This window comes from Thalassospira sp. MCCC 1A01148 (assembly GCF_001613795.1).
GTDB lineage: Bacteria > Pseudomonadota > Alphaproteobacteria > Rhodospirillales > Thalassospiraceae > Thalassospira.
Genome location: NZ_LPVZ01000012.1, coordinates 353,348 through 374,478, shown reverse-complemented (window position 1 = coordinate 374,478; position 21,131 = coordinate 353,348). Strand labels below are relative to the sequence as shown.

Annotated in this window: 19 protein-coding genes; 11 read left to right on the top strand and 8 right to left on the bottom strand. The window is 53.1% G+C overall.

The annotated features are described in order from the left end of the window. Positions 1-47 precede the first annotated feature (47 nt). Positions 48-1,127, bottom strand: a complete 1,080-nt coding sequence (gene fbaA, locus AUQ43_RS04635) for a class II fructose-bisphosphate aldolase (protein WP_062954911.1) — start codon at positions 1,125-1,127, stop codon at positions 48-50. 156 nt (positions 1,128-1,283) lie between these two features. Beyond that, positions 1,284-2,432 (bottom strand): N-acetylglucosamine-6-phosphate deacetylase, encoded by a 1,149-nt coding sequence (nagA, locus tag AUQ43_RS04630; RefSeq protein WP_062954910.1) that lies wholly within the window; start codon positions 2,430-2,432, stop codon positions 1,284-1,286. Between the two features lie 552 nt (positions 2,433-2,984). On the opposite strand from nagA, the gene AUQ43_RS04625 reads away from it, so the two are divergent. The 7 genes from AUQ43_RS04625 to AUQ43_RS04595 all read left to right on the top strand — a co-directional run bounded on the left by AUQ43_RS04625 (position 2,985) and on the right by AUQ43_RS04595 (position 9,097). Then, positions 2,985-4,283 carry an extracellular solute-binding protein gene (locus AUQ43_RS04625; RefSeq protein WP_062954909.1) on the top strand — a complete coding sequence of 433 codons (1,299 nt, stop codon included), beginning with the start codon at positions 2,985-2,987 and terminating at the stop codon, positions 4,281-4,283. 84 nt (positions 4,284-4,367) lie between these two features. Continuing rightward, positions 4,368-5,246 carry an ABC transporter permease subunit gene (locus tag AUQ43_RS04620; RefSeq protein WP_062954908.1) on the top strand — a complete coding sequence of 293 codons (879 nt, stop codon included), beginning with the start codon at positions 4,368-4,370 and terminating at the stop codon, positions 5,244-5,246. 13 nt (positions 5,247-5,259) lie between these two features. Further along, positions 5,260-6,114: a sn-glycerol-3-phosphate ABC transporter permease UgpE gene (gene ugpE, locus AUQ43_RS04615; protein WP_062954907.1), complete on the top strand. Its 855-nt coding sequence runs from the start codon at positions 5,260-5,262 to the stop codon at positions 6,112-6,114. Between the two features lie 57 nt (positions 6,115-6,171). Beyond that, on the top strand, positions 6,172-7,242 hold the full coding sequence (locus AUQ43_RS04610; protein ID WP_062954906.1) for a sn-glycerol-3-phosphate import ATP-binding protein UgpC: 1,071 nt from the start codon (positions 6,172-6,174) through the stop codon (positions 7,240-7,242). A 148-nt stretch (positions 7,243-7,390) separates the two neighbouring features. Next, positions 7,391-7,864 carry a GAF domain-containing protein gene (locus tag AUQ43_RS04605; RefSeq protein ID WP_062954905.1) on the top strand — a complete coding sequence of 158 codons (474 nt, stop codon included), beginning with the start codon at positions 7,391-7,393 and terminating at the stop codon, positions 7,862-7,864. 59 nt (positions 7,865-7,923) lie between these two features. Next, positions 7,924-8,454 carry a single-stranded DNA-binding protein gene (ssb, locus tag AUQ43_RS04600; RefSeq protein WP_062954904.1) on the top strand — a complete coding sequence of 177 codons (531 nt, stop codon included), beginning with the start codon at positions 7,924-7,926 and terminating at the stop codon, positions 8,452-8,454. Between the two features lie 244 nt (positions 8,455-8,698). Further along, positions 8,699-9,097 (top strand): NUDIX domain-containing protein, encoded by a 399-nt coding sequence (locus AUQ43_RS04595; protein ID WP_232310578.1) that lies wholly within the window; start codon positions 8,699-8,701, stop codon positions 9,095-9,097. Here the strand turns inward: AUQ43_RS04595 and AUQ43_RS04590 are convergent. Beyond that, complete coding sequence (locus AUQ43_RS04590; RefSeq protein WP_062954902.1) at positions 9,094-9,609, bottom strand: YchJ family protein; 516 nt, start codon at positions 9,607-9,609, stop codon at positions 9,094-9,096. The two genes, AUQ43_RS04595 and AUQ43_RS04590, sit on opposite strands and share 4 nt — an antisense overlap. Before the next feature lie 614 nt (positions 9,610-10,223). On the opposite strand from AUQ43_RS04590, the gene rpoH reads away from it, so the two are divergent. Then, a complete protein-coding gene (gene rpoH / locus AUQ43_RS04585; protein ID WP_062954901.1) occupies positions 10,224-11,093 on the top strand; it encodes an RNA polymerase sigma factor RpoH in 870 nt (289 codons plus the stop codon). 87 nt (positions 11,094-11,180) lie between these two features. Here rpoH and AUQ43_RS04580 read toward each other — a convergent pair whose 3' ends face one another. Then, positions 11,181-11,636, bottom strand: a complete 456-nt coding sequence (locus AUQ43_RS04580) for an NUDIX hydrolase (RefSeq protein ID WP_062954900.1) — start codon at positions 11,634-11,636, stop codon at positions 11,181-11,183. Next, a complete protein-coding gene (locus tag AUQ43_RS04575) occupies positions 11,623-11,892 on the bottom strand; it encodes a hypothetical protein (RefSeq protein ID WP_062954899.1) in 270 nt (89 codons plus the stop codon). The genes AUQ43_RS04580 and AUQ43_RS04575 overlap by 14 nt, the downstream gene beginning before the upstream one ends. A 203-nt stretch (positions 11,893-12,095) precedes the next feature. Here AUQ43_RS04575 and AUQ43_RS04570 point away from each other — a divergent pair, with 203 nt between their 5' ends. Further along, on the top strand, positions 12,096-12,959 hold the full coding sequence (locus tag AUQ43_RS04570) for a DUF502 domain-containing protein (RefSeq protein ID WP_062954898.1): 864 nt from the start codon (positions 12,096-12,098) through the stop codon (positions 12,957-12,959). Between the two features lie 62 nt (positions 12,960-13,021). On the opposite strand, the gene recG is transcribed toward AUQ43_RS04570, so the two are convergent. After that, positions 13,022-15,109: an ATP-dependent DNA helicase RecG gene (gene recG / locus AUQ43_RS04565; protein ID WP_062954897.1), complete on the bottom strand. Its 2,088-nt coding sequence runs from the start codon at positions 15,107-15,109 to the stop codon at positions 13,022-13,024. 226 nt (positions 15,110-15,335) lie between these two features. Between recG and AUQ43_RS04560 the strand changes: the two genes are divergently transcribed. Together AUQ43_RS04560 and mfd are read left to right on the top strand one after the other, a co-directional pair. Further along, a complete protein-coding gene (locus AUQ43_RS04560; protein ID WP_062954896.1) occupies positions 15,336-15,608 on the top strand; it encodes a succinate dehydrogenase assembly factor 2 in 273 nt (90 codons plus the stop codon). 7 nt (positions 15,609-15,615) lie between these two features. Next, on the top strand, positions 15,616-19,113 hold the full coding sequence (gene mfd, locus AUQ43_RS04555) for a transcription-repair coupling factor (protein WP_062954895.1): 3,498 nt from the start codon (positions 15,616-15,618) through the stop codon (positions 19,111-19,113). Positions 19,114-19,168: 55 nt separating this feature from the next. Here mfd and AUQ43_RS04550 read toward each other — a convergent pair whose 3' ends face one another. Together AUQ43_RS04550 and AUQ43_RS04545 are read right to left on the bottom strand one after the other, a co-directional pair. Further along, positions 19,169-19,855, bottom strand: a complete 687-nt coding sequence (locus AUQ43_RS04550; protein ID WP_062954894.1) for a DsbA family oxidoreductase — start codon at positions 19,853-19,855, stop codon at positions 19,169-19,171. A 6-nt stretch (positions 19,856-19,861) separates the two neighbouring features. Continuing rightward, positions 19,862-21,085: a phosphopentomutase gene (locus AUQ43_RS04545; RefSeq protein WP_062954893.1), complete on the bottom strand. Its 1,224-nt coding sequence runs from the start codon at positions 21,083-21,085 to the stop codon at positions 19,862-19,864. Positions 21,086-21,131: the final 46 nt, after the last annotated feature.

Below are 21,131 nucleotides of genomic sequence, written 5' to 3'. Positions count from 1 at the left end.
CGGGCTTCATAAATCCTGTGACCAAAAAGGTCAGTTTTTTTTCTGACTTAGCCTTTGGTAACCGTGCGACCGGTTGCACCAAGGTCCTTGAAAGCCTCTTCAAGGCGAGCGGCCATGGAAAGTTCAGCTTCGCGGATCCAGACACGCGGATCATATTGCTTTTTGTAGGGTTGATCGGTTTCCGGATCGACCTGGTACTTAAAGGCGCGATCATTGGCTTCGACATACTCGCCAACCGGGCGGGCATAGGCGAACTGGGTGTCGGTATCGATGTTCATCTTAAAGCAGCCATAGCTGACCGCTTCTTCGATTTTCTCTTTCTCCGAACCGGAGCCACCATGGAACACGAAATCAAGCGGGCGATCCCCAAGGCCGTGCTTTTCGGCGACATACTTCTGGCTTTCCAGCAGGATTTCCGGACGCAGCTTGACGTTGCCCGGCTTGTAAACGCCGTGCACGTTGCCAAACGCAGCCGCGACAGAGAAGTGACCGAGCGGGGAAAGACGACGATAGGCTTCTTCAACTTCTTCCGGACGGGTGTAAAGGCGCGGATCGATTTCCTCAACCGAGGTATCAAGTTCCTGGCCGATACCGTCTTCTTCACCACCGGTGACGCCCAGTTCGATCTCAAGGCTCATTTCAATGGCGGACATCCGCTTCAGGAAGGTCTCGCAGGTTGCAAGGTTGTCTTCTAAGGACTCTTCGGAAAGATCAAGCATGTGGGAGCTGTATAGCGCCTTGCCGGTTTCGGCATAGGCCTTTTCGCTCCATTTCAGCATTTCATCGACCCACGGCACGAACTTGCGGTTGGCATGGTCGGTATGCATGACGACAGCCACACCATAATGCTCAGCCAGAAGCTGTGCGTGGCGGGCAGCAGAAACAGCGCCCAGAACACGGGCAGTGGCAGCGTCCTTGATGCCCTTGCCGGCAAAGAACTGCGCGCCACCATTCGACAGCTGAACGATGATGTCAGAGCCGGCATTTGCAGCAGCTTCAAGGGCTGCGTTCATCGTGCTTGAAGACGTAATGTTGACGGCGGGAAGGGCGTAACCGTCCTGCTTGCAGGCAGCAACGAGTTCGCGGTAAGCAGCACCGGTAACAACACCGGGTTTAACGGAAGGCATGTGGGTACTCCTCCTGGGGGTCAGAGCAAAAACAGGTCAACAGCAAAATCTCCTGAGGATCCTGCATACAAACTGTTACAGAGCCCAATGCATCTTCGAAATGCCGCCTCAGGTCAAGGCTTTCCGTTATAGACTTTCGGAAAATCTCGCTTTTGCTCAGACACAGGCCAGTTCGGCTCCTTTGACCCAGCTCCGGGTGACTGCGAACTGATCATCGAACAAAATCATATCGGCCTGATACCCGGGCGCCAATCGCCCAAGAACATGATCAAGGCCAAGAAACTGCGCGGGGTATAACGAAGCCATGCGAAGGGCCTCATCAAGCCTGACTTCCGCCATTCCCATGCAATTTCTGACAGCCGAAATCATATCAAGATCCGATCCTGCCAGCGTTCCATCCGCAAGCGCACAGCGGCCATCGACCGCAATGATTTCTTCTTCGCCCAGTTTGAACCGCTTCTCAACGGCGCCTACTGTTGGCATGGCATCAGTTACCAACATCATCTTGCCTTTGACCTTGGCGCGTACAGAAGCCTTTATGACCGCCGGATGCACATGATAGCCATCGGCAATCAGACCACACCATGTCCTGTCATCAGAAAGTGCTGCACCGACGACGCCGGGCGCACGATGGGAAAGGGGGCTCATGGCATTATACAAGTGCGTGAAGCCCTGCATGCCTTCGTCAATTGCCGACATCATGTCTTCATAAGTACCAGCTGTGTGGCCGGCACATACAAGCACATTTCGGGCAACAAGTTCCTTTATCGCGCCTTTCGCAACATTTTCAGGTGCCAATGTCACAAGTGTTCGACCATTGCGCAGGCCTGAGAGCAATTCGATGGCATCGTCTTCCATGTGACGGATCTGATGATCTGGATGCACGCCGCGCCTTTGATGGTTGAGGTAGGGCCCTTCGAGATGAATACCAATCACACCGGGCAGATCACCATCAATGGCTTCCTGAACAGCCGTGATTGCGGCTTCCATCTTTTCGCGGGTGTCTGTGATCAAGGTTGGCAACATCGCCGTGGTGCCATACTTGCGATGAGCCGTGACCATGGTTTTGATCGTCTCGACGTCAGGTGCGTCGTTTAGCAATACGCCACCGCCGCCATTTACCTGAACATCTATCAAACCGGGTGCGAGGGTTTGTCCTTTGCCGTCGAAGGTTTCGACATCATCAGGTAGGCTGCCATCCGCAATGATCGCGTCAATTTTTCCATCTTTCACAAGCACCGCATGATCAGCCAGAAAATCGCTACCATCAAAGATTCGGGCATTTCTTATAGCAAATACACTCACGCCTGAATCTCCGATCTCTGCGTGTCTGGAAACGGGGTTCGTGCATCGTAAAGGGCTGATGCGACTGCCGCAATCGTATTGCGGGATAAAATTAAAGGTTCAGTTTTGCGGTTTGTGCCGGCTGTGAATGAAAACTTTCGCATTATTCGAACATGAACATTTCTCGAACATCGATAAAGCGGGCGCCGGAACGGCCTGTTTTCATGCTTCCGTCGTAAAAAATTCATTTGTCTGAAACATAACAAGAGCCCTGCAACACACTGAAATAACGAATAGGTTTGATCAACGCCCTTAAAACCCAAGCTAATTCTTGTTGTTGAGACTGGAAGGAATATGGCTGCGACCAAGCGTTATAATGAATATTTTTGATGTTCGTTCGATCATAAATTGGCTGTTTTTATGTCAGATCACAACCAATTCGCACATCAAAAGTAAGTTTCCGAAAACTGTCACTTGAGTGAAAACGCCCTCGAGAAGAAAACGAACGTCTAGCCGGGCGCCGGATTACGGGCGGCGTCTCGCGACAAGTTTTCAATAGGGAGTTATTTGACAATGTTCCGCAAGACACTGATGGCCGCTGCTGCCGTGTTTGCCATCGGCAACACCGCACAGGCTGCAACCGAAATCACCTGGTGGCACGCAATGGACGGCGCCCTGGGTGACGTCGTCAACCAGATCACCGAAGACTTCAACGCCAGCCAGGATGAATACAAACTCGTATCCATCAACAAAGGTGGTTACGAAGACACCATGACGGCAGGTATCGCAGCGTTCCGTGCAAACAACCAGCCGAACATCATTCAGATCTTCGATGCCGGTGCAGCCACCATCATCAACGCCAAAGGCGCTGTTAAGCCGGTTCAGGATCTGCTCGAAGAGAACGATGTTGCCTTCAACATCAACGATTACATCCCGGGTGTTCGCTATTTCTATGCGGATTCAGACGGCAAGATGATCGGCATGCCGTTCAATAGCTCGACCCCGCTTCTGTATTACAACAAAGAAGCGCTGGCCAAAGCCGGTGTTGACGTTCCGAAAACCTGGCAGGAATTCGAAGCTGCTGCGCCGAAGCTCAAAGAAGCCGGTTACGCCGCGCTTGCACAGTCGCACAGCCCTTGGATCTTCTTCGAAAACTTCATGTCGCGTCATAACCTTCAGATGGCGACGGGCAACAACGGCTATGACAACACCGATGTTGAAATCCTATACAACAACGATGCTCTGAAAGACCACTGGCAGCACGTCAAAGACTGGAAAGACGCCGGCTACTATGGTTATTACGGCCGTGCATGGGGCGCCAACCAGGATGCCTTCGTTCAGCAGCAAGTTGCAATGTGGATCGGTTCCTCCGGTTCGTTTGGTGGTCTTCGCAAATCCGCACAGTTCGACTTCGGCACCTCGACCCTGCCGTACTGGGAAAATGTTGGCGACGCACCGAAATCAACCTTCATCGGCGGCGCTGCTCTTTTCGCGTTCTCTGGGCATGATGCTGAACAGGATGCCGGTGTAGCCGAATTCTTCAAATTCCTGACCAAGCCGGAAACCCAGTACTACTGGCACAAAGAAACCGGTTATGTTCCGATCACCAACGCGGCATATGATCTCGCAAAATCGGACGGCTACTACAACGAAAGCCCGGATGCCGAAGTTGGTATCATCCAGCTTTCCGAAGAAGGTGGGGAGTGGACCAAAGGTTACCGTCTTGGCTTCTACGTCCAGATCCGCGAAGTCATCTATCGTGAAGTCGACAAGATCATGAACGGCGAAGAAACCGTTGATGCAGCCTTTGCGACCATTGAAGAAGAAGCAAACGGTCTTCTGGATCGCTTCAACGATACCTATTCGAACTAATCTGCTTTTCGCAAAAGCGGGGCGGCCGATCTTTTGGCCGCCCTGTTTTGCATTTTCTGATTTTGCCTTGAGGTTGCGTTCACAATGAAGCGCGTACAATTTGAACATAGCGCGGTGCCATACCTTTTCATCGCGCCGCAAATTCTGATTATTTCCATATTCTTCCTGTGGCCGGCGGTCCAGGCGCTGTACCAGTCATTCTTGCTTGAAGACGCCTTTGGCCTGTCTTCACAGTTTGTCTGGTTCCGCAATTTTGAAGATGTGCTTTCAAGCAGTTCATGGACGCGCTCCGCCATCTTTACCGTCGTATTCTCTGTTCTTGTTTCCGTACTTTCGATCGCGATTTCGCTGTTCCTTGCAGTGCGCGCCGACGAAGTCATCCGCGGGGCAAAAACCTATAAAACACTTCTGATGTGGGGATATGCCATTGCGCCGCCAGTGGCTGGCCTGCTTGGCATTATGATGTTCAACCCGTTAATGGGCGACCTTTATATGGTCTTTAACAGCTTCGGGTTTGAGTTCAACCACATCGAGAACCCCAATGACGCCGCGTTTGTCGTCATTCTGATTGCGGTCTGGAAACAGGTCAGCGTGAACGTCATCTTCTTCCTGTCGGGATTGCAAGGCATTCCGAAATCGATACAGGAAGCTGCGACCCTTGATTGCAAAAGCCCGGAACGCCGTTTCTGGACCATCACGTTCCCGCTTCTGGCACCAACAACCTTCTTCTTGCTGGTGATCAACCTGACATATGCCTTCTTTGAAACCTTTGGGATCATCGACGTTTCGACCAAGGGCGCACCGGGTGGCTCGACTGCAACCCTTGTCTACAAGGTTTATGTCGATGGCTTCCTGGGTGCGGATATGGGCGGCAGTGCGGCCCAGTCAGTCTTGCTGATGATCATGGTCAGTGTCCTGACTGTGTTCCAGTTCCGCTTCATCGAACGCAAAGTGCATTACTAGGGGGAACGTCATCATGTATCAGTCCAAATGGCGTATATTTACCAACCACACCATTCTGGTGCTTGGCGCACTTTTCATGATCCTTCCGGTCTGGATTGCCTTTGCGTCATCCACCCATACCCGTGAATATATCTTCCAGCATGGCCTTCAATTCTGGCCGGGCGGCGAGTTCTTTTCCAATTACGGTGCGATCCTGTTTGATGCCGAGGCAACAAAGGGCAGGGTGACCGCACTTGAGATGCTGTTTAACAGTATGGTGCTCGGCCTTGGCTTTGCGATTGGCAAAGTGATCATTTCGATGATGGCGGCCTATGCGATTGTCTATTTCCGATTCAAGCTGGCTGTGCCGCTGTTCTGGATCATCTTCTCAACGCTGTTGCTGCCGCTCGAAGTGCGCATTGTGCCTTCTTATGAGGTCGTGGCAAGCCTTGGGCTGCTCAACAGCTATACCGGTCTGATCCTGCCGTTGATCGCCTCGGCAACCGGCACATTCTTCTTTCGGCAGTTTTACCGTTCCGTCCCCGACGAATTGCTTGAGGCCGCAAGGCTAGATGGTGCAGGGGCGTTGCGCTTCTTTATCGACATTCTGGTGCCGCTGTCTGTCACCATGATTGCCGCGATCTTCATCATCATGTTCGTGGTTGGCTGGAACCAGTATCTCTGGCCGCTTTTGATGACGACCGATGATCAGCTTTACACCATCGTGATCGGGATCAAGCAGGTCTATAACTCGCTTTATGAAGGCGGGCAGATCCCGCAATTTCCCAAAGCATTCGCACTGACAATCATGGCATCGATCCCGCCGGTACTGGTGGTGGTGATCTTCCAGCGCATGTTCGTCAAAGGACTGGTCGAGACGGAGAAATGATCTCCGTCTCCCACGAGTTTGAATTGAAAACAACCGATCCGTATACAGGATACTAAGATGGCAACTGTAACGCTTAACAAGGCCGAAAAAACGTACCCGAATGGCTATAAGGCCATTCATGGCATTGACCTTAAAATCGACGATGGCGAGTTTACCGTTCTTGTTGGCCCGTCGGGCTGCGGCAAATCGACATTGCTGCGTATGATCGCCGGCCTTGAGGGTATTTCTGATGGTGAGATCAGCATTGATGACAAGGTCGTAAATAAGGTCGCCCCGGCTGACCGGGATATCGCGATGGTCTTTCAGAATTATGCGCTTTATCCACATATGAACAACTATGACAACATGGCTTACGGCCTTAAAAACCGCGGTCATAGCAAAGCCGAGATCGATGCAAAGGTCCGTGAGGCTGCACGCATCCTTCAGCTTGAAGATTACCTTGAGCGTAAGCCGCGCCAGCTGTCAGGCGGGCAGCGCCAACGTGTTGCCATGGGGCGCGCGATTGTGCGCCAACCCAAGGTCTTCCTGTTTGACGAGCCGCTGTCAAACCTTGATGCCAAGTTGCGTGTGGACATGCGCCTTGAAATCAAGAACCTGCAGCAACGCCTTGGAATTACCTCGGTCTACGTTACCCACGACCAGGTCGAAGCAATGACGCTTGCAGACCGTCTGATTGTCATGAATGGCGGTGTCGCGGAACAGATCGGCTCACCGATTGACGTCTATGAAAGACCTGCAAGCCAGTTCGTTGCCGGCTTTATCGGATCGCCTGCGATGAATTTCCTCAAAGGCAAGGCATCGGACGACAAAAAGCATGTGACGGTTGGCGATGGTGTCGAACTCGAACTTGATCACGATGTCGAAGGGGGACGGGATGTCACGGTCGGTATCCGTCCGGAACATCTGCAAATGCATAGTGATGGTCACGGCCGCATTGATGCCGGTGTGCGCATGGTGGAGTCACTTGGTGCGGAAACGCTAGCCTATCTGGATTTTGGCGCAAATGCAGATAACGTTACGCTTCGACTGCAGGGGACCCATCAGTTCACGCAAGGACAGAAATTAAATCTGTCCGTCCCGGCCGAGAAAATCCATCTCTTTGATGTCGAAAGCGGCAAGCGTATCTGAGCGATATCGCAGATAACAGCTATCTATCTGACGCCTCTGACAACTTACCTGTCAGGGGCGTTTTTTTGTTTTCCATTTCGCCAGTTTACCCTTGTCTCAACAGACCGGAACGGGGTAGTTCCTATCGGCGAAAGTTAAGGAGTAAATCGTGCAGACCGAACAGAAACAAGCGCTTTACGAAGAAGCAGAAAAAGAACTGATCAGCATTACCGAAGGCGAAACGGACGTGACCGCGCTTATGGCGACGGTTTGCTGTATCCTTTCGCAAAAGTTCGACTATTACTTCTGGACGGGCTTCTATAATGTTGATCCCCATAAGGAAAACGAACTGGTCGTCGGTCCGTATCAGGGCACGCTTGGCTGCCTTCGCATTCCGTTCGGGCGCGGTGTCTGTGGTGCTGCTGCATCAACGCTTGAAACCCAGGTGGTCGTCGATGTTCATGCGTTCCCGGGGCATATCGCCTGCGATAGCCGGACCAATTCGGAAATCGTCGTGCCGGTGACTAATGCGGATGGACAGTTGATCGCCGTGCTCGACGTAGATAGTGTCGAAGCCAATTCGTTTGATGAAACGGATCGCATTGCACTTGAAACTTTAATGCAGCGCATTTTTGCGCAATGATAACCCACAAGTCCCGACAAATTGGGACAGCGGACAACACAAACTTTGGAAGATAACCCATGGCTGGCAGTGTCAATAAAGTCATTCTCGTCGGGAACCTTGGCCGCGATCCTGAAATCCGGTTTACCCAGGCTGGCAAAAAGATCGCCAATTTCAGTATCGCAACCTCCGAACAGTGGCGTGACCGTCAGTCTGGTGAGCGCCGCGAGCGCACCGAATGGCACCGCATTGTCGTGTTCAATGAAGGTCTTGCGGATGTGGTCGAGCGCTTTGTGAAAAAAGGCAGCAAGCTTTACATCGAAGGCCAGCTCCGCACCCGTAAATGGCAGGGACAGGACGGCAAAGACAATTACACCACCGAAGTTGTGCTTGAAGGCTTCAACTCCAACCTGACCATGCTTGATAACCGCGGCGGCGGCGATGGCGGAGGCATGGGTGGTGGCTCGTCCTCTGGTGGCGGCTATGGCGGCGGCCAGGACAGCGGCGGATTTGGCGGCGGCTCTGATGCCGGTTGGGGGAACGGTGGATCGTCGGGTGGTGGTTCGGCACCGGCCGGCAGCCCGGACCTTGATGACGAGATCCCGTTCTAGGTAATCATTTGCCAATCAAGTTCAATGCACCCCAAAGCACTGGTTGTTTTGGGGTGTTTTGGTTTTGGGGTGATACGCCTTTGACAAACAGCACCCCGACCACACATGAAATGGACTTCCCAAATCAGATCGTTTTTAGCTGCGAGACTGTAAATATTTAAGAAAACCTGATTTAAGGTTGAAGATCACACTTGGCGGCTTAAGGGAGTGTTTTTTGGCCGGGCCGATATTTGGAACCCCGCGCATGGGGCGAAGCTATAGCGTTCAGGACTGCGTTTATGCCGTTATCTCTCGTGACAACGGCGATGTTGCCGTTGCCCGCACGCCCAAAGGGATCGTTCTGCTAGGTGGCGGGGTCGAGGACGGCGAAAGTGAACGTGATGCCCTGTATCGTGAGGCTTACGAAGAATCCGGTTACCGTGCTCAGATCATATCGCGGTTGGGCTTCGCATCTCAGTATGTCAATAACGCTGCGAAGGATCGCTATCGATTAAAGCGTGCGACCTTCTTTGAGTGCGAGCTGACCGAAAAGCTTGGCCCGCCCATCGATCAGGATCACGAATTGATCTGGATGCCTTATAAAGAAGCGCATGAAAACCTGTTGCGACCATTTCATCGCTGGGCACTGGAATTTGTGGGCTAGCCACAGCATTTCTTGAATTTCTTCCCGGAACCGCAGGGGCAGGGGTCATTCCGACCGGTTTTCACCGATCCCGAACTCACGGAAGCTGCACCGGCATCGCGCTGAGCCCCGGGAAAAACACCATCAACATAAAGCCATCTGCCGTTTCGACGCTCGAAATTGGATCGCTCGTGAAGTTGGTGCTTGGCTCCGTTTTCTTCGAAATGGGCGATGAACTCTACAATGCCGGTTTGATCAAGCACACCACCCGAAACAACGTCGATGATTTCCAGCCCGGTCCAACGGGTCCTGTCCTGCGCAATCGTGTCAGCATTGAATCCGGAACGATTTTCCTCTGCCAACGTTGAAAGAAGGTAAGTCCCATCACGCAGTACAAAGGCAGAATAACGTGATCGCATAAGCTTTTCGGCAGTTTCGGTACTTGCGTTGCCTGAATGATATTTCCCGCAACAGGATACATAAGCGTCACCAGTGCCACAGGGGCAGGGCGCATTCGTTGGCAAGCTGGGCATATTAACTCCGGGCAAAACTGTATTCACCACCATCTTATGGCAGGTGTTTGATGGAATCCATCTCTGCGGGCCGATCGGGGCGGTTGGGGCGGCATCAGGTCAAAAATCCTGTTTTGACGCGTAATAACCGAAATTTGGAAGGCTGCCTTTGTTTCGCCTTATATCGATCCTAGCGTTAACCATTGGCGTTTTAAGTACCTGACTGATTTTGTCGGCTATAAATCCTAAAACGCTGATATCGAGGAATTAATATAACTGAAACACTGGTCATAAGTTCTTGACGGATTTGGTCGGGTTTAGATATATTAATAAATGCGGGTGGGGGCCCAAAGGCACCGCCGGATCAACGTCCGGCCAATTGGCGGACATGTAAATTGTCGATTTGCTTCGAGTAAGGATGAGACACGATGAATACACTTCTTATTAGCGTCTGCTGTCCTCTTCCATAGGTGACTTTGGAATGAGATACGACCGGATTGCACTTGTCTTTGAACGAGTTCCGGTCGTCCACGTGAATTATTTCACAACCGATAGTGTTTGCGCGTCATCTAGCTTGTGATGGATTCCGTATCCAATACACATCCCGACGTGTAAACCTCTCAGGAGGACATAGAATGAGCGCCATTAAATTACCAGCCGTTCCTCAGGAAGAAGGTTTCTCGGGTTATCTCCGTGAAGTCTGGAAATTCCCCATGCTTACGGCAGACGAAGAATACATGCTGGCCCACCGTTATCAGGATCATGATGATACCGAGGCCGCCCATAAACTTGTGACCAGTCACCTGCGTCTTGTTGCCAAGATTGCGTTCGGTTATCGCGGCTACGGCCTGCCGATGGCCGACCTCGTTGCAGAGGGCAATACAGGCCTGATGCGTGCCGTGCAGAAGTTTGACCCGGAACGCGGTTTCCGTCTTTCGACCTATGCAATGTGGTGGATCCGCGCCGCCGTGACGGAATATATCCTGCAAAGCTGGTCGATGGTTAAACTCGGCACCATGGCAGCGCAGAAAAAGCTGTTCTTCAGCCTGCGCAAGGCCAAGCGTCAGCTTAACATCTATGACAATGGTGAACTTTCGCCAGAGGAAGCTGATCAGGTCGCCGAAAAACTTGGTGTGACCGGCCGGGAAGCGCTTGATATGAACCGTCGCCTTGCGGCGCGTGACTTCTCGCTTAACACGCCGATGCCAAAGGACGAGGGGATGGAGTATCTCGATACCCTGTCGTCTGATGCACCAAGCCCTGAAGCACTGGTTGCCGATGCCGAAGAACGTGTTCTTCATAACGGCATGCTGAAAAATGCCTTGGGTGAATTGCCTGAACGCGAACAGGAAATCATCAAGGCCCGCTTCCTGAGCGATGATCCGATCACGCTTGAAAAACTTGGCGAACGCTTTGGTGTTAGCCGCGAGCGTGTTCGTCAGCTCGAAGCGCGCGCTTTCAAGAAAATCCAGGAAAGTGTCCTGACCCAGCATTCAGCAGCGTAAGCACTACACTGCATTCAAAACAAAAGGCGGCATCAAACTGGTGCCGCCTTTTTCATGCGATATTGTCTGAAGTCGCGAAGGAGCCGCTCAACCCTTCGAGAGCACATCGCGGGATTTGGCGATGATTTCAATGGTCTTGTTCCAAAGGGCGTACTTGGTCACATCCTTGACATTAACCCATTTTGCATCGGCGGCGTCCCCGCCAAGCGTAACGTCAGGATTAAGCGCCACCGCTACAAAGTCGATCAGTGTATAGTGATACTCGACCTTGTCATCCTCGTTGGTCGAAATCATATCCACCGCATCAACAAGGATCGGGCTTGAGATTTTGACCCCGGTTTCTTCAAGAACTTCGCGGCAAACGGCATCACGCACGGTTTCACCAAGTTCCTGCGCGCCGCCCGGTAGACTCCAGGTTCCCAAATGGGGTTCTTTGCCACGCTGAATTAGCAGAACATGGTCCTTGTGCCATACAACGGCACCAACCCCGACAAGAGGACGCGGCAAAAAGGTTCGCTGATCATCAAGTTCAGTAATCGTCATCATCTTCTTCCAAATCATCATCGGGGTCGGGGACTTCGTGGACAACCTTACCAGTCATTTCACGCGCCCGAATGCCCGGGGTTCCAAGAAACTGTTCCTCGGACTCCGGATGGAGTGACATCACAAAATCCCGGGATGGGGCATCGCCGATGGCAAACTGCCGTGCGGTTTCATAGTCAGGGGCGCGGACCTTCGCGGTCTTGATCCCGACCGAACCGTCATCATCGTAAATATATTCAACAATCCAGACCTGCAAAACGTCTCCACAACAATTCTGATCTGCGAATTACGGTTTGTTGGTTGCACCGCAAACTTGATTACTGCTATCACTTTAATAAGCGGGAACAACCCGGTCTTAAGTCCCAGCTTTGCCATATTCTCACGTACAATGACCAAAAACCAAAGACTAATCTTGCAGTTTTTGGTTCTTGATATTTGGCTCTTTTGCACAGGTGCTCAATGAACGCCAAGCGCGACAATAACGATGATCCGGAAAACAAGGGTTCGGATCATGTCATCCCAAGTCCGGGTATCTTTGCCCGGATGAGAGCCTATTTCCTGACAGGTGTGCTTGTCAGTGCACCTCTTGCGATTACCTTTGGGCTTGCATGGTGGTTTATCGAGTTCGTCGATAGCAAGGTCATCCCTCTGATCCCGGCCCATTACAATCCGGAATCCTATCTTCCGGTAGGCTATGAGGAATACGGGATTCCCGGTTTTGGCCTGTTGGTCATCATCGTTTTTATCACCGTCGTTGGCTGGTTCACCACCAACTTTGCCGGTCGGGCGCTCATTAAACTTTACGAACGCATTCTTGGCCGTATCCCGGCGGTGCGCAGCATCTATGGTGCGGTAAAGCAGATCCTTGAAACGGTTCTGGCCAATCAGTCCAATGCGTTTCGTCAGGCCGTTCTTCTGGAATATCCGCGCCGCGGCATGTGGGCAATTGGCTTTATCACCGGCGAAACGACTGGTGAGGTACAGAACCTGACCGAAGACAAGGTCATCAACATCTTCCTGCCGACAACACCAAATCCGACGTCGGGCTTTTTGCTGTTCGTGCCCAAGCGTGATGTGGTGATCCTTGATATGACGGTCGAGGAAGCCATCAAGATGGTCATGTCGGGCGGCATCGTGACCCCGCCAGACCGTCGCCCGGAAGTAGAACGCAACCAGCCAAAGGTCTCGGCCAAAACCTATGAGGATGTCGATACCCTTCGCGAAAAGGAAAACGTTCCAATCCTGGTCTCGCGCGACATACCTGCACGGACAGAAAACTCTGACCCGCAGGCAAAAGATGGCAAGACACCCGAAGACGCGTGATCGTAATGCATCGTTAATGTCCGACAAAACAAGGGCGCATCATCTTGATGCGCCCTTGTTTTTTATCCAGACCTGAAATATCGAACCGCTTCATCACGTTCAAACAAATATAACAACAAACGCAATGCATCACCGCGGCTCTTTTGAAGGTCCGGATCACGCTCGACAATCAAACGCGCATCATCCCTTGCAATGGCCAGCAAATCTCCATGCAGTTCCAGATTGGCAAGTCTGTATTCCTGAAGGCCACTTTGGCGCGTGCCAAGAACCTCCCCAGCCCCACGAAGTTTCAGGTCTTCTTCCGCAATGATGAACCCATCCTCGGTTTCACGCATGATTTTGAGACGCGCCTTGGAAACCTGTCCAAGCGGGCTGCCATAAAGCAACAAACAGGTCGATGCCGCGTCACCACGGCCAATCCGACCGCGAAGCTGATGAAGTTGTGCCAGACCGAAACGCTCGGAATGCTCAATCACCATGATCGTCGCTTCCGGCACGTTCACGCCCACTTCAATTACCGTCGTTGCGACAAGGATGGAGGTATCGCCATGGGCGAACTTTTCCATGACCTCGTCCTTTTCCTTGCCCTTCATCTTGCCATGGACAAGGCCGATACGCTCTGCGCCAAAAAGCTCTGCCAACACGCGATAACGTTCCTCTGCGGCTTGCAGATCCAGAACCTCGGAATCCTCGACCAACGGGCAAACCCAGTAAATCTTGGTACCGGTGCGCATGGCGCGCCCGATGCCGGAAATAACATCATCGACCTTGTCGATCGGCAGTACGCGCGTATCAACCGGCTTGCGTCCCGGTGGTTTTTCATCCAGCCGCGAAACTTCCATATCTCCAAACGCTGTCAGGGTCAGGGTCCGCGGTATAGGTGTTGCCGTCATCACCAGGACATCAACCGCCTGACCTTTGCCAGCCAGCATCAAACGTTGATGCACGCCGAAGCGATGCTGTTCGTCGACGACCGCAAAGGCAAGATCATGGAAGGCGACATCATCTTGAAACAGGGCATGCGTCCCGACAGCAATCTGGACATCCCCATTGGCAAAGCCTTCAAGGGCAGTCTTGCGGGTTTTACCCTTATCGCGACCGGTCAGGATGGCGCATTTGATCCCGATTTCCTCTAGCAGCGGCGAAATGGTTTCAAAATGCTGGCGTGCAAGAATTTCGGTCGGCGCCATCAGAGCCGCCTGACGTCCGCACTCAACCGCATTGAGCATGGCCATGAGTGCGACGACGGTCTTACCCGAACCGACATCTCCTTGAAGCAAACGAAGCATTCGACCCTCGCTTGCCATGTCGTCATAGATATCAGCAAGGGCGCGTTGCTGTGCACCGGTCATGGCAAAGGGCAAGTGGTTGCCAAGTGCCTCGCGCAGAAGTCCATCGCCCTTGGTTACACGCCCGCCAAGCTTGCGCATCTTGGCGCGGATCAATGTCAGTGCCAGCTGATTGGCAAGCAACTCATCATAAGCAAGGCGTTTACGCGCCGGATGGTCAGGAGAAAGGTCGGTTTCGTCTTGCGGATTGTGAACGGTATAGAGTGCCGTTTTTAAATCCGGCCATTTGTGACGTGCGACCAGTGCCGGGTCATGCCATTCTGGCAAATCGGGAAGCGTTTCAAGCGCACCGCGTACCGCCTTGGTCAGCGTCTTTCCCGTAACCCCGGCGGACATCGGATAGACTGGCTCGACCGTCTGGATTTCAGACCGTTCTGCCTCTGTGCCGATCCGGTCGGGATGGGTGATCTGGAATTCACCGCGGTAATGGTCAATCTTGCCCGAAACAATCCGCTTTTCGCCAACCGGAAGCACGTCATTCAGGTACTTTGCCCGTGCATTGAAAAACGCCAGAACAAGCGTACCGCTTTGGGTTTTACAGACCACACGATAGGGACGACGACGGTTGGGCGCAGGTTCATGGCGTTCGACCCAGACATCCATGGTAACGATCGATCCGTCGATGGTGTCCGAAAGGTCCGGCGAAAACCGGCGATCAATGATGCCCGATGGCAAATGCCACAACAGATCGGCGACATGTTCCCCACCGATCAGGCGCGCGACCAGCGGCTTTAAGCGTGGTCCGATACCGGCCAGCGTGTCAATTTCAGCAAAAAGCGGGAACAGAATTTCCGGACGCATGACGGTTTTCGTTGAAACTTTCGATGAGAACGTTAATAGAACAATTGCGTTTATGGCACGGGTATACAACAAAACTATCCCGCCACAACCATCAAGTCATCATTTGATGCAAAATGACCCGATCACGGCATGGACCCGTAGGAGATTTTGCCGTACAAACCATGCCACAGAACAGGCTGCAGCCGCTGCCCGCAAGGCACTGCACAGGAAGTCAGGAGATCGTATAATGACCGACACCATATCGGACCTTGAAATGCGCCGCAAAAAGCTGCTGTTCCGTGGAAGCCATCGTGGCACCAAGGAGAACGATATCCTGATGGGCCGTTTCATGGACAAGCATCTTGCGACGCTCACCAAAGAACAGCTTGATACATTCGAGACCCTGATCAACGAAGTGCCGGATGCCGATTTCTTCAAATGGGCCACCGGCAAGGAAGAGGCACCGGCGCAGTATGATACCGATGTCCTGCGCATGATCCGTGCACTCAGCAACGCCTGACAAAACATTGAATAAAATCAAAGAAATTATATCGACCACCGGTCGCAAACGGGTAGGCGGTGTACCAGAGGGTGCGGACGCCCTGATCTTGCGCGAGCTGCTCGACAGTGCGGGCAAGAACAAAACCGTTCTTCATGTGGCGCGTGATGACAAGCGCATGGCCCAACTGGCCGAGGCACTGCAATTTTTTGCCGGTGAAATCGACTTCCTGACCCTGCCGGCCTGGGATTGCCTGCCATATGACCGTGTTTCACCAATTTCCGAGGTAACGGCACGTCGCGTTGAAACGCTGACAACCCTTGCTGATAGTGTGGAATCCGCCGCCGGAAACGGGCGTATTGTCCTGACAACCGTCGCTGCGGCAATGCAACGCGTTCCGACCGTTGATGTCATGCGCAAGGGCAAGCTCGCCTTCAAGGCTGGTAGTGAATATGACCGCGCAGACCTTACCGCTTATTTCGAGCGCATGGGCTACAACCGCGCCGAACAGGTAATGGAACCGGGTGACTACGCTGTTCGCGGCGACATTGTTGATATCTTTGCACCCGGTATGAAAGAGCCGGTGCGCCTTGATTTCTTTGGTGACGAGATCGAAAGCATCCGTCGCTTTGATGTGGAAACCCAGCGTACAGTTGGCAAGATCAAGGAAATAGCTCTTTTACCTGTGGGTGAGGTCTATCTTGATCCGGACGGCATTTCGCGTTTCCGAAGTGGTTATCGCGAGCTGTTCGGTGCGGTTTCGCAGACCGATCCGCTTTATGAATCGATTTCCAATGGCCTGAAATATGGCGGGATGGAACATTGGTTGCCGCTATTCCACGACGGTCTGGACACTATCTTTGCCTATGTGCCCGAAACCATCGTCAGTCTTGATTATCAGTTTGGTGAGGTGATCGAAAACCGCCTTGAGATGATTGATGATTATTATCAGGCGCGGCTCAACATCAAAGGCGGCGGTCTTTCGGGTGACAACGTCTACAAACCTGTACCACCAGAACGACTTTACCTTGATCAGGCAGAGTTTGACCGCCTGTTGTCAGACCGCCCGGTTCTGGAATTTTCGCCGTACTATGACGATGAAAATCCGGAACGCGGTATTTATGACCTTGGCGCGCGCGCAGGGCGTGATTTTGGGGATATCCGTGCACGTGCGGACGTCAATCTGTATGACGAGCTTCGTCATTTCATCACGACCCAGCGCGGCAAGGAGAACCAGGTTGTCATTGCCGCATATTCTGATGGCTCGCGCGACAGGATCGTCTCTCTACTCCGTGAACATGGGGTGGGCAAGGTCGTCCCATGCGAGTGCTGGGAAGACGTTACCGATGACCTGACCCATGAACATGTCGGCGTGGTCATCCTTGATATTGAACGAGGCTTCCGGCGCAAGGGGCTGTGGTTTGTAACCGAGCAGGACATCCTTGGCGATCGCATGAGCCGCCCTGGCGGAAGGCGCCGCAAGGCCGACAACTTCCTGCGCGAAGCGTCCGAAATTTCTGAAGGCGATCTTGTTGTCCACCTTGAACACGGTATTGGGCGTTATCTGGGCCTTAAAACCGTTACAGCGGGTGGAGCGCCACATGACTGCCTGGAACTTGAATATGACGGGGGCGACAAGCTGTTTGTCCCGGTCGAGAATATCGAAGTCCTGTCACGTTATGGCTCGGACGAGGGTGTCTCTATCCTTGACAAGCTGGGTGGCGTTGCGTGGCAGGCGCGTAAGGCCAAGCTGCGTGAACGCATCCGCGACATGGCAGGCAAGCTGATCAAGGTCGCTGCCGAACGCCACTTGCGCAAAGGCGCAACACTTCAGGCCCCTGAAGGCGCCTATGACGAGTTCTGCGCAGGCTTCCCGTTTGCCGAAACCGAGGACCAGGCACGTGCGATCCGCGACACGCTTGATGACCTTTCGGCTGGCAAACCGATGGATCGTCTTGTCTGCGGCGATGTCGGGTTTGGCAAGACTGAGGTCGCCATGCGTGCTGCCTTTGCGGCTGTCATGTCAGGCAAGCAGGTCGCCGTGGTCGCACCCACAACCCTTTTGTGTCGCCAGCATTACCTGAATTTCAAGGAACGCTTTGAAGGCTTACCGGTTCGCGTTGAACAGCTATCGCGTCTTGTCACTGGCAAGAATGCCAAACTGGTCAAGGACAATATCGAAAGCGGACATGTTGATATTGTTTGTGGAACCCACGCGCTTTTGGGAACCGGTGTGCATTTCAAGGACCTTGGACTTCTGATTGTTGATGAAGAACAGCATTTCGGCGTGAAGCACAAGGAACGGCTCAAGGAACTGAAATCTGATGTGCATGTTCTGACCCTGACCGCGACACCAATTCCGCGAACCTTGCAGTTGGCACTGACCGGGGTCAAGGAACTGTCGATCATTGCAACCCCGCCAGTCGATCGCCTTGCTGTCCGAACCTATATCACGCCCTACGACCCGGTTGTCGTGCGAGAGGCCATCTTGCGCGAACGCCATCGTGGCGGCCAGATTTTCTATGTCTGCCCACGGGTGAACGAATTGGGTCGGGTTGCCAAGGAACTTGAAAACCTTGTGCCGGAAATCAAGTTTGACGTGGCGCACGGCCAGATGGGCGCGCGTGACCTTGAACAGGTCATGACCGACTTTACCGACCGTAAATTTGATCTGTTGCTGGCAACCAACATCATTGAATCGGGCATTGATGTTCCGAACGCCAACACCATGATCATTCATCGGGCCGATATGTTTGGTCTGGCACAGCTTTATCAGCTGCGCGGGCGCATCGGGCGCTCCAAACAACGTGCTTATGCCTATATGACGCTGCCACATGGCAAGAAGCTGACGGCGACCGCGCTAAAGCGTCTCGAAGTCATGCAGACGCTTGATAGTTTGGGGGCCGGTTTTAATCTGGCAAGCCATGATCTTGATATTCGCGGGGCAGGGAACCTGCTGGGTGAAGAACAGTCCGGGCATATCAAGGAAGTCGGGATCGAGCTGTATCAACAGATGATCGAAGAAGCCGTGGCAGAAGCCAAGGGCGAGATCGACGCATCCGAAGAAGCAAGCTTCGTCCCGCAGATCAATATCGGCATGCCGGTTCTGATCCCGGACCGTTACGTGCCCGATCTTGGTGTGCGCCTTGGTCTTTACCGCCGGATCTCAGAACTGCGATCCCGTGAAGAAGTCGATCAGTTTGCTGCCGAGATGATCGACCGGTTTGGCAAGCTGCCCAAAGAAGTCGAAAACCTTCTGGATGTGGTTACCATCAAACAATGGTGTCGGGTCGCCAATATCGAAAAGCTTGATGCGGGGCCCAAGGGTGCATTGATCACGCTGCGCAATAACGAGTTCCCGAACCCGGCCGGTCTGATCGGTTTCATCCAGCAACAGGTTGGTGTGGCCCGTCTGCGCCCTGACCATAAGATGGTCTATGCCGCAGGCTGGGATGGTCCGACGGACCGGCTTGAAGGGCTGAAACGTTTGATGAAGCGCCTTTCGGATATTGCCGAAGCCACATGAAGAAAGGGCGGGTAACAGATTGTTATCCCGCCTTTTTCGTTCTTGATGGGCCTAGTTAAACCGGAATTTCTTCTTGTCGGGCCAACCGGATCATACGCTGTAGAATATCTGGTTCCTGGGCACCCGAAAGGGCGTGGCGGCTGTTAAACAGGAAGCACGGCACACCCGTAACGCCCATCTGATGGGCGACACGGTTTTCCTGACCGACAAATTCCCGATCCATATCACCAGCAAGGTATTCAAGGATTTCGTTTCTGTCCTCGCCATGGCGCACGGCAATTTCGGCCAGAAGCTCATGATCACCGATATCCTGACCTTCAAGGAAGTAGGCGACAAACAGATCCTCAACCAGATCATTCCCCACGGCCGGGCGTTCGGCGCAGACCTTGGTAATCAGTCGATGAGAATCTGTTGAGTCCGGGGTGACCTTGATCTGATCAAACTTGAATGGAATGCCAACGGCAGCCCCGGCATCCTCGATAGCCCTATAGACCCGTTCGGCACTTTCAGCCCCGCCAAACTTGGCCGACAAATAGAGTTTGCGATCAATACCGCCACTTGGCATGTCAGGGTTGAGCAGGAACGGACGCCAGTGAATGATCAGGTTATCAAGCTTTTCACGGGCCAACGCCTTTTCAAGACGCTTCTTGCCGATATAGCACCACGGACAAATGGTATCGACGATCGCCTCGATCCTGATGGGCGCGTTTGAAGGCTCACTTTGTCCGAACTGCCAATTCATGCCATTTTATCCATTCAAGAAAGACGTTCCGGCTGCAAGTGGCGCAATCCCAAGATGGTCGGCAACCGTTTGCCCGATATCTGCAAAGGTTTCGCGCATCCCGAATGGGCCGGGCGCGATTGCCGGTCCAAAAGCAAGGATCGGGACGAATTCGCGCGTATGGTCATTGCCACGCCAAGTCGGATCACATCCATGGTCTGCCGTAATGATCACCAGATCACCTGGTTGAAGTACAGCGCGCAGTTCCGGAATTCGCTGATCAAATTCCTCAAGCGCGTTTGCATACCCGGCGACATCACGACGGTGACCGAATTCCATGTCGAAGTCCACCAGGTTGGTGAACACAATGCTGTTATCCGGGGCCCCGGCAATTTCGGCCATCATGGCATCAAAAAGGGCCATATTGCCTGCCGCCTTCACCTTTTTGGTAATCCCGCGATGGGCATAAATATCGGCAATCTTGCCAACTGAAACGACCGTACCGCCTGCCTCAGTGAACTGATCCAGCAGAGTCGGTTTGGTTGGCGGTACGGCAAGATCACGCCGGTTTGCCGTCCGCTTGAAATCAGTCGGAGTTTCGCCAAGAAACGGTCGGGCGATCACGCGGCCGATGTTATAGGGCTCAACCAGTTTGAAGGCGATTTCGCAAACCTCATACAGGCGCTCCAGACCAAAATGTTCCTCGTGGGCGGCGATCTGAAACACGCTATCGGCCGACGTATAGCAAATTGGTTTGCCGGTTTTGATATGCTCTTCACCAAGTTCGGCAATGATGGTTGTGCCCGATGCATGACAGTTGCCAAGAATGCCCGGCAGTTTGGCCTGTTCGATCAGGGCGTCTGTCAGTTCCGCCGGGAAGGTCGGGACCGTAAGCGGGAAATACCCCCAGTCAAAATCCACCGGAACACCGGCAATTTCCCAATGGCCGCTTGGCGTATCTTTGCCACGCGAGAGTTCCTTGGCATGACCAAACGCACCGATCATTGCGCCACCGTGATCCAATCCGGGCGGCACGCGACCCGTCGCATCCTTGGCAGCTTCACCAAGGCCCAGTGCGACCATGTTTGGCACATTAAGCGGTCCGCTACGCTTGTCACTATTGGCAAGGCCTCTGGCGCAGTGTTCGGCGATATGGCCAAGGGTATCAGAACCCTGATCGCCAAATTTTGCTGCGTCCGGTGCCGAACCGATCCCGAAACTGTCCGCCACGATAATGATGGCACGTGCCATTGATATCTTCCTTAAAACCTAATCCGGGCAATGTGATCACCCGCAA

Bases quoted from the DNA above. Each gene is read 5' to 3' on its own strand.
- ssb (WP_062954904.1), top strand. From the start codon at position 7,924: ATGGCTGGCAGTGTCAATAAAGTCATTCTCGTCGGGAACCTTGGCCGC.
- AUQ43_RS04620 (WP_062954908.1), top strand. From the start codon at position 4,368: ATGAAGCGCGTACAATTTGAACATAGCGCGGTGCCATACCTTTTCATC.
- AUQ43_RS04560 (WP_062954896.1), top strand. From the start codon at position 15,336: ATGACCGACACCATATCGGACCTTGAAATGCGCCGCAAAAAGCTGCTG.
- AUQ43_RS04610 (WP_062954906.1), top strand. From the start codon at position 6,172: ATGGCAACTGTAACGCTTAACAAGGCCGAAAAAACGTACCCGAATGGC.
- recG (WP_062954897.1), bottom strand. From the start codon at position 15,109: ATGCGTCCGGAAATTCTGTTCCCGCTTTTTGCTGAAATTGACACGCTG.
- AUQ43_RS04550 (WP_062954894.1), bottom strand. From the start codon at position 19,855: ATGAATTGGCAGTTCGGACAAAGTGAGCCTTCAAACGCGCCCATCAGG.
- AUQ43_RS04590 (WP_062954902.1), bottom strand. From the start codon at position 9,609: ATGCCCAGCTTGCCAACGAATGCGCCCTGCCCCTGTGGCACTGGTGAC.
- rpoH (WP_062954901.1), top strand. From the start codon at position 10,224: ATGAGCGCCATTAAATTACCAGCCGTTCCTCAGGAAGAAGGTTTCTCG.
- AUQ43_RS04580 (WP_062954900.1), bottom strand. From the start codon at position 11,636: ATGACGATTACTGAACTTGATGATCAGCGAACCTTTTTGCCGCGTCCT.
- AUQ43_RS04570 (WP_062954898.1), top strand. From the start codon at position 12,096: ATGAACGCCAAGCGCGACAATAACGATGATCCGGAAAACAAGGGTTCG.
- fbaA (WP_062954911.1), bottom strand. From the start codon at position 1,127: ATGCCTTCCGTTAAACCCGGTGTTGTTACCGGTGCTGCTTACCGCGAA.
- AUQ43_RS04625 (WP_062954909.1), top strand. From the start codon at position 2,985: ATGTTCCGCAAGACACTGATGGCCGCTGCTGCCGTGTTTGCCATCGGC.
- AUQ43_RS04595 (WP_232310578.1), top strand. From the start codon at position 8,699: ATGGGGCGAAGCTATAGCGTTCAGGACTGCGTTTATGCCGTTATCTCT.
- ugpE (WP_062954907.1), top strand. From the start codon at position 5,260: ATGTATCAGTCCAAATGGCGTATATTTACCAACCACACCATTCTGGTG.
- AUQ43_RS04545 (WP_062954893.1), bottom strand. From the start codon at position 21,085: ATGGCACGTGCCATCATTATCGTGGCGGACAGTTTCGGGATCGGTTCG.